Source organism: Tropicimonas sp. IMCC34011 (assembly GCF_003390865.1).
GTDB lineage: Bacteria > Pseudomonadota > Alphaproteobacteria > Rhodobacterales > Rhodobacteraceae > Tropicimonas_B.
On sequence record NZ_QMEJ01000004.1, the window covers coordinates 82,164 to 97,850 of the forward strand.

The window sequence follows — 15,687 nt, forward strand, 5'->3', positions numbered from 1 at the left end:
CCGGGCGGCGTCCCGGGGCCGGCTCGGGGCGTTCCGCCGCAGCCTTCCGCGAGAGAAGTGGTTTAAGGCCGCCGGAATGTGCGCTAGGCTTGACACTCCGTTCCCGAGCCGGCGCGGTCCAAATCGATTTTGAAAACACGACGCCGAGAGCCGGGGCGGGCCCTGTCCATGCCCCCTTGCGCGGTGGCGCTCTTTGGCGCATGATGCGACCTGCGAACGCGCTGCGCCGCATCGAACACTGTCCTCGCTACCCGTGCTGTCAGTCCCTCGATCGTAAGCGACTGAAGCCGACCTGCCGCAATATCGCGGGCAGGAGACTAGCAAGGAAGGGTCACATCATGGCCACCGGCACCGTTAAATGGTTCAACTCCACCAAGGGTTACGGCTTCATCGCCCCCGATGGTGGCGGCAAGGACGTCTTCGTCCACATCTCCGCTGTCGAGCGCGCCGGCCTCACGGGCCTCGCGGATGACCAGAAGGTCACCTTCGACATCGAATCCGGCCGCGACGGCCGCGCCAGCGCCTCCAACCTCGCGCTGGCCTGAACCGGGACTGCGGAACGGCCTTCGGGCCCTCCGCGCTCAGGCGAGGCCGATGAGGCGCGCGATCTCAGTCGAGAGCGCCGCGATCTCCGCCCTCGCCGCACCGGCACGCTTTTCCTCCGGCGCGGCCCGTCCGCGCCCGAGGCTCTCGGCATAGGCCACGCGATTCCCGAGCACCGTCTCGGCAATCTCGGCCCCGAGCTCCGTCAGGTTCTCCGATATTTCCGCCGTCAGCCGCGTTCCCGGTCGCGCACGATTGAGAACGAGCAGCGTCTTCCGATGCTCCCGCTTCGCCAGCTCCAGCACGCTTTCGGTCGCCCAGACATCAAGGTGGCTCGCGGAGACCGGCACCAGAACCAGATCCGCCTCCCGCAAGGCCGGCCGGAGATCGGCATCCACCTTGGGCGGGGTATCCACGATCACCACGTCGTTCTCCCGACGCAGCTTCTCCACCTCGTATGAGACGCCCCATGCGGAGGCCGTGGAGAACTCCATGTCCGCCTCCCCGAGCGCATCCCGTCTGGTCATGAACCATCGGCCGAGGCTGCCCTGCGGGTCGGTGTCGAGGAGCGCCACGCGGCGGCCCTCCAGCCTGTAGGCGCAGGCAAGATTCGCTGCCAGCGTCGTCTTGCCGGAGCCGCCCTTCTGCTGCGCCAGCGTGATCGTTCGGCCGGCCATGCTGTCGCTCACCTTGCTGGAATTGTCGAACTTCCTTGGGGTTAGCCTCGCCGAAAGGAAGGGGCGCCGCAAGGAGCCGTTCGCGCCGGGGCCGCAGCCCCGCCCGTGGCGAGGCACACGTTTTGTTTATGCCCGATCTCGGTTCGCAACGTCACCTTGGCCATGGCGCCGTGCCCGGACCGTCGTTAAACATTGATGCGACATGACACGCACCCCAGCTTTCCTGCGCCCCGTGGCGCTCGCTGCCGCCCTTGCCGCAGGCGCAGGGCCGGCGTTCACCCAGAACCTCGACCTCGTGGTCAGCAGTTCCGACGAAGACCTCAAGAGCGCGCTGAACGCCGCCTCCGTCCTGCGTGCGGCGTTCCAGGACGAGGAGCGCGGCCCGGCCGAACTCGTCGCGGCGGCGAAGGCGGAATATGCGCGTCTCCTGACGGCGCTCTATTCCGAAGGCTATTACGGCGGCGTCATCAACGTCTTCGTCGACGGGCGGGAGGCGGCGGACCTGTCCCCCCTGTCGGCACCGTCCGGCATCGGCCGGATCGTGGTGAACGTTCAGCCCGGGCCCCAGTTCGTCTTCTCCGAGGCGCGGATAGATCCCCTCTCTCCCGAGACGGACCTGCCTGAGGAATTCGCCGTAGGCGAACCTGCCGCGGCCTCGATCATCGGCGATGCGGCGAATGCCGGGATCGACGGCTGGCGCAATCTTGGCTTCGCGCGGGCGGACATCGCCTCCGAGGACATCACCGCCAATCACGCCGCGAACACCCTCTCGGCCCGGATCGGCATCTCCACCGGCCCGCGCCTGCGCTTCGGCCGCCCGGTCATCACCGGCAACGAGCGCGTGCGCACCGAGCGCATTCGCACGATCGCCGGCATCCCGGAGGGGGAGATCTACGACCCGGAGGAGCTGGAGCAGGCCACGAAGCGGCTTCGGCGCACCGAAGCGTTCCGCTCGATCACCGTCTCCGATGCGGAGACCCTCGCAGCCGACGGCTCCCTTCCCATCGACATCGCGGTGGTCGAGGAGAAGCGCCGCCGCCTCGGCGTCGGCCTCGAATATTCCTCGGTGGAAGGCCTGACCTTCACCACCTTCTGGCTGCACCGGAACCTGCTTGGCGGGGCCGAACGGCTCCGGTTCGACTTCGACGTGACCAACATTGGCGCGACCGAGGAAGACAACGGGATCGATTACGCGCTTACCGGCTTCTTCCGCCGCCCGGCGACCTTCACCCCCGATACCAACCTTCTGATCAATGGCGCCATCGAGTCCGAGGACGAGCCCGGCTACAAGTCGGACTCGCTGACCTTCGGTGTCGGCCTCGAGCGGATCTTCTCGGAACGGCTGACCGGGACCGTCGGCGTCGCGCTGCGCGCGGGACAGGTCGAGGATGCGTTCGGTGAGCGTGAATTCTCCCTCGTCTCGCTGCCCGTCAGCCTGACCTACAACACCCGGGACACCGATCTCGACGCGACCGAGGGTGTCTACATCAAGGCGGACGTCTCCCCCTTCGTCGGCATCAGCGACATCGACAGCGGGGCCCTCACGGAAGTCGACGCGCGGGCCTATTACGGCTTCGGCGCACAGGACCGCGTCGTGCTCGCGGGCCGCGCCCAGCTCGGCTCCCTCACCGGCCCCGACATCGACAGCGCGCCGCCCGATTACCTCTTCTTCGCCGGCGGCGGCGGATCGGTGCGAGGGCATCCGTTCCAGACCCTCGGCACCGACGAGATCGACGATACGGTGATCGGCGGGCGCTCCTATGTTGCGCTGTCCGCGGAGGTTCGCACCAAGGTGACGGACAAGATCGGCATCGTCGGGTTCTACGACACCGGCTATGTCGGCGAGGAGGAATTCCCCGACGGCTCGGGCGAGACCATCTCCGGCGCCGGTCTCGGCCTGCGCTATGCCACGGGGATCGGTCCCATCCGCGTCGATGTGGCGACGCCCGTCGGCGACACGCCGGACGAGGACGCGGCGGCAGTTCAGTTCTACATCGGTATCGGGCAGGCCTTTTGATGCGCGCATTCCTTGCAGCACTCACCGCCGTGGTTCTCGCCACGGGCGTCGCCCATGCCCAGGAAGACCGTGACGTCGGCCTGCTCCAGGGCTTCATCGAGGACCGGCTCTCGGGCGGCGGCCGCCAGATCCGCATCGAGGGCTTCGAGGGCGCGCTCTCCTCTCGCGCCACGATCGAGGAGCTGACGATCGCGGACGAGGAAGGCACCTGGTTCACGCTGAGAAACGCCGTTCTCGACTGGAATCGCTCGGCGCTCCTGCGCGGCCGCTTCACCGTGACCGAACTTTCCGCCGAAGAGCTGATCGTCGAGCGTCGCCCGATCACGGAGCCTGAGGTGGACGTGCCGAGCGCGCAGGCCTCCGGCTTCTCCCTGCCCGAGCTTCCCGTCTCGGTGAATATCGGCGAGGTCTCCATCGGACGTGCCGTCCTCGGCGAGGACATCATCGGCCAGGAGGCCGTCCTGTCGCTCGAGGGGTCCGCCTCCCTCGCGGATGGCAGCGGCGAGGCGGACCTCACGCTCCAGCGGCTCGACGGCCCCGAGGGACAGATCGCCCTCGATGCCGCCTTCGACGGGGAGTCCGAGGTCCTGTCCCTTGACCTGCGGGTCGACGAGGCGGCGAACGGTCTGGCAGTCAACCTGCTGAACATCCCCGGCGCGCCCTCCCTCGAGCTGAAAGTGCAGGGTGAAGGGCCGCTCGACGACTTCACCGCCGAGATCGCCCTCGACACCGACGGCGAACCCCGCGTGACCGGCACTGTCGCCCTCGACGGCACCGACGATGGCGGCCGGGCGTTCGACGTGGAGATCGGCGGCGACATCACCCAGATCGTCCAGCCCGATTACGAGGACTTCCTCGGCTCGAACATAGCGCTCATCCTGCGCGGGCGGCAGACCGGCGACGGCCGTACCGTCATCGAGGAGCTGGGCATCTCCGCGCTCTCGCTCACGCTGGAGGGCTCTGCCGCCATCGGAGCGGACGGACTTCCAGATGCGTTCGACCTCGAAGGCGCGCTCCGCGCAAGCGACGGCGGCTCCGTCACCCTGCCCTTCGGGGGCGGCGACACGGAGGTCGACCGCGCTCAGATCACGGCGAGTTTCGACGGCGCCGTCAGCGACCGGTGGACGCTGGACCTCATCGCGCAGGGGATCGACCAGCCGCAGATCGAGATCGCGACCCTTCGGCTCGGTGGCGGCGGCACCATCGCCGCTCCGCGCGCCGAAGGCGGCGAACGCGCCGTCACGGCGGATCTGACCTTCACCGCGGGCGGTATCGACCCGGCGGACGAAGCTCTGGGCGACGCTGTCGGAGAGGACATCCGCGGCGACGTCAACCTCACCTGGGCGGATGGGGAGCCGCTCGAACTGACCTCCCTGAACGTGATCGGTACGAACTACTCCGCCGCGATCGAGGGCATCGCGCGTCTCCAGAACCGCTCGATCCTCTTCGAGGGCGACGCCGCGCTGAACGCGGACGATCTCTCCCGCTTTTCCGGCGTCGCGGGCCGTCCTCTCACCGGCGATGTCGAAGTGACCCTATCGGGCAATGTCGATGCGCTCGGCGGGATCTTTGATGCGGAACTCAGTCTTCAGGGCACCGATCTCAGCATCGGCCAGGAGACTGCGGACGAGCTTCTGGACGGTCCCGTCTCCATCGATCTGTCCGCTGCGCGAGATACCGGCGGCACCACGCTGCGCGCCTTCTTGATCGACAGCCCGGCGATCACCGCAAGCGGCGAAGGCCGCCTCGGGCCCACCGACAGCGACCTTGTCCTGACCGCCCGGCTTGCCGATCTCGGCATCCTCGTCGAGGATTACAGCGGCCCCGTCACCCTTGAGGGCCGGGTTCAGAACAGCGCGCCCGAAGTCTACGATGTGGCCGTCGATCTGGCCGCGCCCTACGATCTGACCGCCCGCATCGACGGCCGCATCGCCGAAGGCACGAGTGATGTGGACCTGGCCGTCTCCCTGCCGGACATCGCGCCCTATCTGCCCGATACGGACTATAGCGGCCCGCTCGACGTCACCGGCAACGTCGCCGAGACCGGCGAAGGCCGCTGGCGCGTGGACGTCGAGGGGTCCGGCCCCTACGAAAGCTCCTTCGACATTTCCGGCCCGGTCGGCGACGGACGCAGCAATATCGAGGGCACGGTATCCTTGCCCGATGTCGCCCCCCTCGCGCCGGGCGCCGACATTTCCGGCCCGATCCGGGTCACGGGCTCCGCGGTGCAGAATGACGAAGGTCTCTTCGTCGTCGACGTCGAGGGCTCCGGCCCCTACGAGAGCACGTTCGACCTCGAGGGTCCGGTGGGGTCGGGCCGAACCGCGCTCGCGGGCCGCGTCGCCATCCCCGAGATCGCCCCCCTCCTTCCCGAGACGCTGGACTACAAGGGCGCCGTCGAGGTGACCGGCAGCTTCCGCCAGGGCCCCGAGGGCCGCATCGTCGTCGATGTGGACGGCTCAGGCCCCTACGGCTCGACCTTCGCCGTCGAAGGTCCCGTGGGCGGCGGCGAAACCTCTCTGCAGGGGGCCGTCGCGATCCCCGATATCCAGCCGCTCGTCCCGGGCGGGAATTACTCGGGCCCGCTGAGCGTCACCGGCACTGCCGAGCAAGGGGCAGACGGCCGTTTCGTCCTCGATGTCGAGGGGACCGGCCCATACGACAGCGTCTTTTCCGTCGAGGGTCCGGTCGGCGGCGGCGAGACCTCCATCGTCTTTGATGCCGCGCTTCCCGATATCGCGCCGCTGGCGCCGGGCGATTATTCCGGCCCCCTCAGCGTGTCCGGCACGGCCGCCCAGACGGGCGAGGGCCGCTTCGCCATCGACGTGAACGGCTCCGGTCCCTACGACAGCACTTTCGCGGTGGAAGGTCCCGTGGGCGACGGACGCAGCGAGGTCTCCCTCGCGCTCAACCTGCCATCCCTCTCTCCGATCGCATCCGGCATACCGGGCGGCCTCAGCGTCACCGGGGACGTGGCCGAGAACGGGGACAGTCGCTTCCGCGTCGATCTCGATGCCTCCGGCCCCTATGGCGCGTCAGCCTCGGTCGAGGGTCTTGCGGGCGCCACCGGGACGGACGTGGACGTGCGCGTTTCGGTGCCGAATGTCGGCGCCATCGCTCCCGGCATCAACGGCCCCCTGACCCTGACCTCCTCCGTGGAACAGGTCGAGGATACTCAGCGCTACCGGATCGATGCGGATTTCTCCGGTCCCTACAGCACCTCGGGCACGGTGGCGGGCGTGGTCGGCGCCGAGGGCAGCGACGTGGATCTTGCCGTCTCGATACCGAACATCGCCCCCCTCGCGCCCGGCCTGTCCGGCACGGTGCGTGTTGCGGGCAACCTCCAGCAGTCGCAAAGCGGGTACGCGGTCGATCTCGACGTGACCGGCCCCGGCCCGGCCCGCGCTTCGGTGGACGGCACGATCGCACCGGACTTCGGCAGCGCGGATCTGGACGCCACGGGCAGCGTTCCCCTAGGCCTCGCCAATGCCGCACTCGATCCCAACCAGATCGTCGGCACGGCCAGCTTCGACCTCGGCCTGAACGGCCCGCTCGAGCTTGCCTCCGTCGCCGGCACTGTCAGCACGAATGGCGCGCGCTTCTTCCTGCCGAACCTGTCGCAGGCGATCACCGACATCAACGCGACGGTGAACCTGGGTGGTGGCACGGCCCGCATCGACGCCTCTGCCCGTGGCGGCGATGGCGGGCGGCTGTCGGCGAACGGCTCGCTCGGCCTCGGCGCGGGGCTGCCCGCCGATATCGCCATCAACATCCGCAACTACGTCCTGCGCGATCCCGAGCTTTACGAGACCCGCGTCAGCGGCGATCTGCAACTCAGCGGCCCGCTTGCCGGAAGCGGCGGGATCAGCGGGCGTCTGAACCTCGGCGAAACCGAGATCCGCGTCCCGGACAGCGGCCTCGGCTTCGGCGGGGACATTCCCGAGATCACCCATATCAACGAGCCGCGCCCGGTCTACATCACCCGCCTGCGCGCCGATCTGGCCGGGCCGAACGCCGATACGGATGGAGACGATGCGTCCGGCGGCGGCTCCGGGGGCCTCAATCTCGACATACGCATCGTTGCGGACAACCAGATCTTCGTGCGCGGACGCGGCCTCGAGGCGGAACTCGGCGGCCAGCTGACCCTCGGGGGGACGACGTCCGACATCGTTCCCGTCGGTCGGTTCGAGCTGATCCGCGGCCGCCTCGACATCCTCGGCGAACGCATCGTCCTCGATCAGGGCGCAATCACGCTTCAGGGTGATTTCGTGCCCTACGTGTCCCTCAGCGCCTCCACCGAAACGGACGAATACACCATCACGATCAGCGTCGAAGGCCCGGTGGACGATCCTGAGATCAGCTTCAACTCCAACCCCTCCCTGCCGCAGGAAGAGGTGCTGGCGCAGTTCCTCTTCGGCCGGGACGTCACGCAGCTGTCGCCCCTACAGGCGGCGCAACTCGCCAATGCCGTGGCCACTCTCACCGGGCGCGGCGGCGTCGGCATCGTGGGACAGATCCGGGAGAACCTCGGCCTCGACGATCTCGACTTCACAACCGACGAGACCGGCGGCACCCAGCTGCGCATCGGCAAGTACCTGTCGGACAACGTCTATACCGACGTGACGACGGGCAGCGACGGCGACACCGAGATCAATCTCAACATCGACGTCCGCCGCAACGTGACGGTCAAGGGGTCCGCCGGCTCGGACGGCGAAACCAGCCTCGGCATCTTTTTCGAGCGCGATTACTGAAGACGGGGGGCTTCATTGCCCCCCGGCCCGTGCCTATTGCACGGAGGACGGCGCAGCCGCGCGCTGAGCGGCGGGAGGAAAGAGCTTGCCCCGGTGCTTGGCATCGACGCGCCAGAGTTTCTTCCGAATCCCGGCCGGCTCAAGATGGCGGTACGCCCCGCCGGAGAACTTCTTCCAGTCGAGCGCCAACCCCTGCTTCACGAGTTCCGCGGACAGATCGCTTCCATCCGGGAGGTAGCATTTCGCCACGACCCGGTCGTACGTCATGCCCTCCTGGATGACCGCCTTGATGACCTGCCCCTTGCAGAGGGCGACCATCGCGAACTTCGCCTTCTTGCCCCACGGGTCCTGCAACTCCGGCGCGTCGATCCCGGCGAGGCGAATGTGCGTCTTCTGGATGACGATCGTATCGCCGTCGATCACGTAGCATTTGCCCTCGAGGATGCCCCCGGCCGCGGTTGCCGGCGACGGCGACGGCGCTGGCACCGGCGGGCTCACACTCCGCGGCGGGACCGGCTTATGGACTGGCCTGTGAGGGCGAGGGTTCTCTGGAGCCCGAAGGGGGGGCCGCGGCGCCGGCTTCGGAGGCCCGCTGAACAGTTTCCTCAAGAATCTCAACATGCAACTCGCCTTTACCTCTGGACAGGCAGAGACTAGCCGCGATCCGCTTGGCACTTCCAGACCTCCGGGAAGCGTTCGGACAGCCGCGTTGCCCGCCGCCTACCCGAGGAACACCCGACCTTCCGGGTAGCGGACCTGCGGCACCGTGCGTGTGGCGAGGAAGAAGCCGAGCGTCAGCGGACCGACGCGGCCGAGGAACATCACCACCATGATGACGATCTTCCCGGCCCAGGTCAGGTCCCCCGTTGCGCCGAGTGACAGGCCCACCGTGCCGAAGGCGGACGACACCTCAAAGGCCAGTTCCAGGAAGCTCGCATCCTCGAAGATCAGGAGGAGGAACAGCGACACCATGACGAGGAGCATGGACACGATGGTCAGGGCGAGAACCTTCAGCAGTTCCTCCCCCCGGATCGAACGCCCGAAGATCGTCAGGTCCTGACGCCGCCGGAAGAAGGCGAGCGTGGCGATGATCAGGACGGCGAAGGTCGTCACCTTGATCCCGCCCGCCGTGGACGTGCTGCCGCCGCCGATCAGCATCAGGGCGATGGTCAGGAGCGATGTCTCCTCCCGCATCTGGGTGATGTCCACCGTGTTGAACCCCGCCGTCCGGGGCGTGACGCCCTGGAACCAGGCGGCCCAGAGCCGGTCGGACGTGCTCTCGAGCCCGCCGAGCGTGCCTGGGTTGTTCCATTCCAGAAGGCCGAAGGTCAGCGTGCCCCAGAGGATCAGGATCGCCGTGCCGGACAGCATCAGCTTGCTGTGGAGCGACAGTTTCCGCCACGAGCGCTTGTTCACGATCTCGCCCACGACAAGGAAGCCGAGGCCCGAGACGATGAACATGAGGGGCACGACGATATTGAGAAGGGGATCGCCAACCCATCCGGAGAGGCTGTCGGGATAGAGCGCAAAGCCGGCATTGTTGAATGCGGAGATGGAGGTGAAGATCGCGCTCCAGATCCCCTCCGCCACTCCGAGACGCGGCACGAAATCGATGATCAGGAGAAGCGCCCCGCCGAGCTCGACGACCACCGCGATCTTGAAGATCTGCTCCACGAGACTCGTGAGGTTTCCCAGCGAGGGCTGGTTCAGGTCCTCCCGAAGGATGACACGGTGGGAGAAGCCCACGGGAATGCCGAGGGACGTCAGCACAAGGACGGCGAAGGTCATGAGACCGAGCCCACCGAGTTGGATCAGGCACGCGATGATCGCTTGCCCGACGATCGTGTAGTCGGAGCCGGTATCGACCACCGCGAGGCCCGTGACCGTCACCGCGGACACGGAGGTGAAGGCGGCGTCGAGCGACGTCACTTTACCGGTATTGGAGATCGGCAGGATGAGGAGGATCGTGCCGAGAACAATGAGCCCGAGGTAGAGAGAGGCAAGCTGCGCCGGAGGAGGCAGGTGCCTCAGCCGCTCGAGGCCTCCGCGCAGGCGACGAAAAAGGCGCATAGCTCAGATCGTCTCGGCGAAGGCCCGCAAGTTTGCGCGCTTGCCGAGCAGGATGAGCCGGTCGCCTTCGGACAGGGTGCAGGGCTGACCCTGAAGCGCCTTGATCTCGGAGCCGTGCATGATGCCGAGGGGGACCAGCGAGAACCTGTCCTCGAGGTTCATCTCGCTGAGGACAGAACCTGCCATCCGCTCAGGCACGACGACGTTCACGACGTGATAGCCGTTACCGAGGCTGACATAGTCGCCGACCATCGGGTTGTTCAGCATCTGGGCGGCATGGCGGCCCATCTCGGCCTCGGCATGGATCACCCGCTCCACCCCGATCTTGGACAGGATCCGGTGGTGCATCCGGCTCGACGCCTTTGCCCACACGTGCTCCACCCCGACGAGCTTGGCAGACAGAGCAGACAGGATGGACGCTTCGAGGTCCTGCCCGATGGCGATGACTGCGACGTCGTACTCCCCGAGGCCGATCTCCCGCAGGACGTCCTCGTTGCCGCCGTCGGCAATCACGGTCCGCGCCAGCTCGTCGGCATAGCGGTTCACAACGGCGCCGTCCTTGTCGATCCCGAGGACGTGGTTTCCGAAGCGGGTGAGTTCCTTGGCGATCGTCGCGCCGAAAGTCCCGAGCCCGATGACCGCGAATGTGCGGCTCCTGCGACGCTCTTTTGCCATGATCTCCGTCTGGCGTTGCGCGGGCTTATGCGCCTCGCCGGGCGGGATGTAGCAGATGGCGGGCCCAAGGAAAGGCCCGTTTCAGAGCGCCTGCCTCAGGCGACCATCGCCTCCGCCTTCTTGAGATCCACAGACACGAGCTGGGATACGCCCTGTTCCTGCATCGTCACGCCGAAGAGACGGTCCATGCGACTCATGGTGATGGCGTGGTGGGTGATGATGAGGAAGCGGGTGTCCGTCTGCCGCGTCATCTCCTCGAGAAGATCGCAGAACCGGGTGACGTTGGCATCGTCGAGCGGGGCATCGACCTCGTCGAGGACGCAGATCGGAGCGGGGTTGGCAAGGAAGACCGCGAAGATCAGCGCCATCGCCGTCAGGGTCTGCTCGCCGCCGGACAAGAGCGACAGGACGGACAGCTTCTTGCCCGGAGGCATGCACATGATCTCGAGGCCGGCGTCCAGCGGATCGTCCGACTCGACCAGCATCAGCTTGGCCTCGCCGCCGCCGAAGAGATGCTTGAAGAGCATGGAGAAATTGCCGTTCACCTCCTCGAAGGCGGTCAATAGGCGCTCGCGACCTTCCTTGTTCAGGGAGGCGATACCGGTGCGCAGGGTTCCGATGGCGTCTTCGAGATCGGCCTTTTCGGTGACGAGCTCGTCATGCTCTTCCTGCACGGCGCGGGAATCCTCCTCGGCACGCAGGTTCACCGCGCCGAGCGCGTCCCGGCTGCGGCGGAGCCGGTCGATCTCGGCCTCGATCTCGGGAGCCGGCGGGATCGCGGACGCATCACCGCCGAGGCGGTCCAGCAGCGCATCCGGCTCGATGTCCAGCGCCTCGCGGATGCGCTCCGCGGCCTCCGCCTCGGAGGCGCGGGCAGCCTCGGCGCGGGCATCGGCTGCCGCACGCCTCTCGCGCGCCTCGGATGCGGCCCGCTCTGCCTCGCGGGCGGCAAGCTCGGCCTCGCGATGCGCGCTCTCCGCTGCGGCAAGTACTTCCGCGGCGGCGGTCCGGCGGGCTTCGGCCTTCTCGCGATCCGACTCCAGGGTGGCGCGGCGCTCCGCGATCTGTTGCGGCGCGGGACGGGCGGCGGCGAGGTCGCGCTCGGTTTCCTCCCGGCGCCGGGCAAGGTCCGCGCGGCTCGCTTCAGCATTCCGGAGGCGCTTCGCCCAGTCGGCCATCTCCCGCTCCACCGCCTCGGCGCGGCGACGGCGCCCCTCGCCCGCCCGGCGCAGCTCATCCGCCTCCTGACGGGCCGAGAGCATGTCCCGGCGGCTCCCTTCCACGCGATGCCTGGCTTCCGCGATGCCCTCACGGGCCGCGCCGAGATCGGGAAGCCCGGCCAGCGTCACCTCCGCCTCCTCCAGCCGCGCCTCGGACGCGGCGAGCTCTTCGGTATGGCGCTCCACGGCGAGCTCCGCGGCTTCGAGGCGGGTTCCGGCCATGGCGCGCTCGTTCTCCGCGCGGCTCGCGGCGCGGGAGGCGTCGGCCACGCGGGCATCGGCGTCGCGGCGGGCCCGGCGGGCGAGTTTGTCGTCCTCGGAGAGGCGCGTATGCTCGGCTTGCAGCGCCTCATGGGTAGCGGCGAGATCCTCGGCGCGCGACGTCAGGGTCTCCAGTTCGGCCGTGAGGCTCCTCAGCCGGTTGACCTGCTGAAGCCGGATCTTGGCGGCGGAGGGGGCATCGGCCGAGAGCGCGCCGTAGCCGTCCCAGCGGAAGAGATCGCCAGCGCGGGTCACGAGGCGCTGGCCGGGCGCGAGGTCCGCCTGCATCCGGGTCCCTGCCTCGGCATCCTCGACGAGCCCGATCTGGGCGAGGCGGCGCGCCAGCAGGGCGGGCGCCTCGACATGTGCGGAGAGCGGATCGCTCCCGGCGGGAAGAGGTTGCGGCGAAGGGTACCCCGGCAGCCCGCGCCATCCCGTCCCGGCCTCATCGAGAACGGGCGCGCGCAGCTCGTCGGCGAGTGCGGCGCCGAACGCGGCCTCGAAGCCCGGAGCGACGGTCACGCTGTCGATGAGCGCCGCGGCCTCGCCGGTCTCCCGCGACACAAGGCGCTCGATCGCGGTTGCCTCGGCGCGGAGAGCCTGAACCTCGCCTTCGGCGCCGGAGCGGGCCGCGCGGGCCTCCCCCACCTTCACCGAGCATTCCGCGAGCGCAGCGTCCGAGACCGCGATCTGGTCCTCGGCCTCCGCTGCTGCCTTCTGCGCCTCCGACAAGGCCCTCGTTGCTGCGGAAACGCCCTCGCCCAACGCCTCCAGCTTGCCGCGCGCCTCGGCCGCCTCCCGCTCCGAACTCGCGCGCTCGCGGCGGTGGCGTTCGGCGGACGCCCTGGCCTCGGCCGCGTATCGCTCGGCGGACTGGTGCTGCGCGGAGAGGCGGGCGACGTCCTCGGTCACCTCGGCCAGCTCCGATTCCCGGGCGCCGAGGTTCTCGGAGGCGATCCGGGCCGCCTCCTGCGCCGCATCGAGCCGTGGCCCGTGCCCGTCCATCGCCTTTGCCAGCCGATCCTTCTCGTCTTCCAGCCGGCGCAGGGAGGCGCCGGCATCGCTGTTCAGCTCCTCCTCCCGCGCAAGGTCGCGCGCGAGCTGCTCGAGACGTCCTTCGAGCGTTTCGATGGCACGGAGGGCGCGGGCGGCGTCCTCGTCCGCCGAGCCCAGATCGACGAGGATGCGCTGAAGCACCGCCGCCGCGACGGTCTCCTCCTCGCGCAGGGGCGGAAGCGATTCGGCCGCAAGTCGGCGCGCGTCTTCGGAGGCCGTGACCGCCTTCTCCGCGGCGGCGGCGTCCTGCCTCTGGAGGGTCAGCTCCTCGGCGGCGCGGGCGGCGGCATCGGCCGCCTCGCGCCAGCGCCGGAACAGCAGCAACCCTTCGGCCCGGCGCAGATCGCCGCCGATGGAGCGGTACCGCGCCGCCTGCTTCGCCTGCCGCGCAAGGGTCGAAAGCTGGGAGGCCAGCTGCTCGATCACGTCGTCCACGCGGGAGAGGTTCTGCTCCGCACCGCTGAGCTTCAGCTCCGCCTCGTGGCGCCGCTGGTAGAGCCCGGAGATCCCCGCCGCCTCCTCGAGGATACGCCGCCGCGCCTTCGGGCGGGCGTTGATCAGCTCCGAGATCTGCCCCTGCCGCACGAGCGCCGGGGAGTGGGAGCCGGTGGAGGCGTCCGCGAACAGCATCTGCACGTCCCGCGCGCGCACGTCCTTGCCCGCGGCCTTGTAGGCCGATCCGGCGTCGCGGGTGATCCGGCGGACGATGTCGAGCTCGTCGGCCTCGTTGAAGGCGGCCGGCGCGAGGCGCTCGGTGTTGTCGATATGGAGCGAGACCTCGGCGAAATTTCGGGCCCCGCGCGTCGCGGCGCCGGCGAAGATCACATCCTCCATCCCGCCGCCGCGCATGGCCGTCGGACGGTTCTCCCCCATGACCCAGCGCAATGCTTCGAGCAGATTGGACTTGCCGCATCCGTTCGGCCCGACGACCCCCGTCAGGCCGTCGGCGATCACGAGGTCCGTGGGATCGACGAAGCTCTTGAACCCGTTGAGGCGCAGGCGCGTGAATCGCAAAGGAAAGCTCCCGGAGAGATCGGAAGAGGGTGCCGCTGCGGGGGGATACATGTCAAGGAGATGACACCTGATGTGGATGCCGCAAGCGAGTTATCCACAAGATGTCGCAAGGGAAAGTGGCGGATGGTGGCCGATCCTAGTCGGCGGCCAGCATGTAGCCCGCGCCGCGCACAGTCTGTAGATAGCGCGGCTGCTTGGGGTTGTCCTCGATCTTGCGCCTCAAACGCGTGATCTGAACGTCCACCGCCCGCTCCTGCGCCCCGTCCCTGTCTCCGTCCCGGCCCGGATCCTCGACGAGCTGGCTGCGGGTCAGTGGCTCCCCCGCATGGGCGGCGAAGATCCGCATGAGCGTCGTCTCGGTCGCGGTCAGCCGGACGGGGACGGTCCCGCGCCACATCTCGCCCCGCTCCACATCGTAGCGCACCTGGCCGAGATGCAGCACCTTCGGGCCCTGCGACGGCGCCTGTTCGGGCGGAACGCGGCGCAGGATGGCGTTGATCCGGAGCAGCAGTTCCTTCGGCTCGAACGGCTTGCCGAGGTAGTCGTCCGCACCGGCCTCGAGCCCGGAGATCCGGTCCTGCGTTCCGCCCTTCGCGGTCAGAAGAAGGATCGGGGTCGCGAGACGTTCGCGCAAGGACGCGGTCAGGGACACCCCGTCCTCCCCCGGCATCATCACGTCGAGCACGATGAGATCGAATTCGAGGCCCGCGAGCAGGCGACGTGCATGGGCCGCATCGCGCGCGACAGTGACCATGAAGCCGTTCCGGGCGAGGAACTTCTGCAGCAATCCCCTGATCCGCTCGTCGTCATCGACGATCAGCAGGTGCGTCCCGGCTTCCATGCTCAGTGTCCTCCTTCGCTGAGCGACAGGTACCGCCTCCGCATCTCCGGGTCCATCATCGCTTCGAGGACCGCCCGGAAGCCCGCCACCGCCTCGGGCCCCGCGCTGCGGAACGCGGCGCGCATCCGGGCGCGCTGCGCGTCGGACAAAGCCGATTCGAGGTCCGAGCCGCGCTCGGTGAGGTAGAGGTGCCGCTCCCGCTTGTCCGTATGACCGACGCGGCTTTCGATGAGGCCGTCATCGATGAGGGCGCGCAACACCCGGTTCAGGGATTGCTTGGTCACGCCGAGGATGCCGAGCAGGTTGTTTACCGTCGTGCCGGGCGAGCGGTGGACGAAGTGCAGCGCCCGGTGGTGCGCGCGTCCGTAGCTGTAGCTCTCGAGGATCCGGTCGGGATCGGCGGTGAAGCCGCGATAGGCGAAGAACATCGCCTCGATCCCCTTCCTCAGGTGTTCGTCGGTCAGGAACAGGAGCGTCTCGCCCCGCTGCCCCGCTCCGGGCCTGTCCCTCATGTCGCTTCCGTCGCCGGTCATCGTCACCTCCAGGTGTCCCCGTATTAAGT

At 68.4% G+C, this 15,687-nt stretch carries 10 protein-coding genes; 3 read left to right on the plus strand and 7 right to left on the minus strand.

Annotation, left to right across the window (positions count from 1 at the left end; translation table 11 throughout):
• Window positions 1–338 precede the first annotated feature (338 nt).
• A complete protein-coding gene (locus DQG15_RS12435; RefSeq protein WP_116085725.1) occupies window positions 339–545 on the plus strand; it encodes a cold-shock protein in 207 nt (68 codons plus the stop codon).
• 36 nt (window positions 546–581) lie between these two features.
• Here the strand turns inward: DQG15_RS12435 and parA are convergent, their stop codons facing one another.
• The gene (gene parA / locus DQG15_RS12440) at window positions 582–1,220 is read right to left on the minus strand and encodes a ParA family partition ATPase (RefSeq protein WP_116085726.1); all 639 of its coding nucleotides are present in this window, start codon (window positions 1,218–1,220) and stop codon (window positions 582–584) included.
• A gap of 202 nt (window positions 1,221–1,422) precedes the next feature.
• Between parA and DQG15_RS12445 the strand changes: the two genes are divergently transcribed.
• A complete protein-coding gene (locus DQG15_RS12445; RefSeq protein WP_157968983.1) occupies window positions 1,423–3,237 on the plus strand; it encodes an autotransporter assembly complex family protein in 1,815 nt (604 codons plus the stop codon).
• Complete coding sequence (locus tag DQG15_RS12450) at window positions 3,237–7,988, plus strand: translocation/assembly module TamB domain-containing protein (RefSeq protein WP_116085729.1); 4,752 nt, start codon at window positions 3,237–3,239, stop codon at window positions 7,986–7,988. The genes DQG15_RS12445 and DQG15_RS12450 overlap by 1 nt, the downstream gene beginning before the upstream one ends.
• Window positions 7,989–8,021: 33 nt before the next feature.
• Here the strand turns inward: DQG15_RS12450 and DQG15_RS12455 are convergent, their stop codons facing one another.
• The 6 genes from DQG15_RS12455 to DQG15_RS12480 all read right to left on the minus strand — a co-directional run bounded on the left by DQG15_RS12455 (window position 8,022) and on the right by DQG15_RS12480 (window position 15,658).
• Window positions 8,022–8,411, minus strand: a complete 390-nt coding sequence (locus DQG15_RS12455; protein ID WP_232830836.1) for a thermonuclease family protein — start codon at window positions 8,409–8,411, stop codon at window positions 8,022–8,024.
• 297 nt (window positions 8,412–8,708) lie between these two features.
• Window positions 8,709–10,058, minus strand: a complete 1,350-nt coding sequence (locus DQG15_RS12460; RefSeq protein ID WP_116085733.1) for a TrkH family potassium uptake protein — start codon at window positions 10,056–10,058, stop codon at window positions 8,709–8,711.
• Window positions 10,059–10,061: 3 nt separating this feature from the next.
• Window positions 10,062–10,733 (minus strand): TrkA family potassium uptake protein, encoded by a 672-nt coding sequence (locus DQG15_RS12465; RefSeq protein ID WP_116085734.1) that lies wholly within the window; start codon window positions 10,731–10,733, stop codon window positions 10,062–10,064.
• A gap of 95 nt (window positions 10,734–10,828) precedes the next feature.
• Window positions 10,829–14,284 (minus strand): chromosome segregation SMC family protein, encoded by a 3,456-nt coding sequence (locus DQG15_RS12470; protein ID WP_116085736.1) that lies wholly within the window; start codon window positions 14,282–14,284, stop codon window positions 10,829–10,831.
• Window positions 14,285–14,420: 136 nt separating this feature from the next.
• Window positions 14,421–15,125, minus strand: a complete 705-nt coding sequence (locus DQG15_RS12475) for a response regulator (protein ID WP_116085737.1) — start codon at window positions 15,123–15,125, stop codon at window positions 14,421–14,423.
• Between the two features lie 2 nt (window positions 15,126–15,127).
• Entirely contained in the window at window positions 15,128–15,658 is a 531-nt protein-coding gene (locus tag DQG15_RS12480) for a MarR family winged helix-turn-helix transcriptional regulator (protein WP_370454186.1), read from the minus strand.
• Window positions 15,659–15,687 lie beyond the last annotated feature (29 nt).

Excerpts from the sequence above, each read along its gene's own strand:
- DQG15_RS12480 (WP_370454186.1), bottom strand. The coding sequence starts at position 15,658 with ATGACCGGCGACGGAAGCGACATGAGGGACAGGCCCGGAGCGGGGCAG.
- DQG15_RS12450 (WP_116085729.1), top strand. The coding sequence starts at position 3,237 with ATGCGCGCATTCCTTGCAGCACTCACCGCCGTGGTTCTCGCCACGGGC.
- DQG15_RS12460 (WP_116085733.1), bottom strand. The coding sequence starts at position 10,058 with ATGCGCCTTTTTCGTCGCCTGCGCGGAGGCCTCGAGCGGCTGAGGCAC.
- DQG15_RS12435 (WP_116085725.1), top strand. The coding sequence starts at position 339 with ATGGCCACCGGCACCGTTAAATGGTTCAACTCCACCAAGGGTTACGGC.
- DQG15_RS12445 (WP_157968983.1), top strand. The coding sequence starts at position 1,423 with ATGACACGCACCCCAGCTTTCCTGCGCCCCGTGGCGCTCGCTGCCGCC.
- DQG15_RS12475 (WP_116085737.1), bottom strand. The coding sequence starts at position 15,125 with ATGGAAGCCGGGACGCACCTGCTGATCGTCGATGACGACGAGCGGATC.
- parA (WP_116085726.1), bottom strand. The coding sequence starts at position 1,220 with ATGGCCGGCCGAACGATCACGCTGGCGCAGCAGAAGGGCGGCTCCGGC.
- DQG15_RS12465 (WP_116085734.1), bottom strand. The coding sequence starts at position 10,733 with ATGGCAAAAGAGCGTCGCAGGAGCCGCACATTCGCGGTCATCGGGCTC.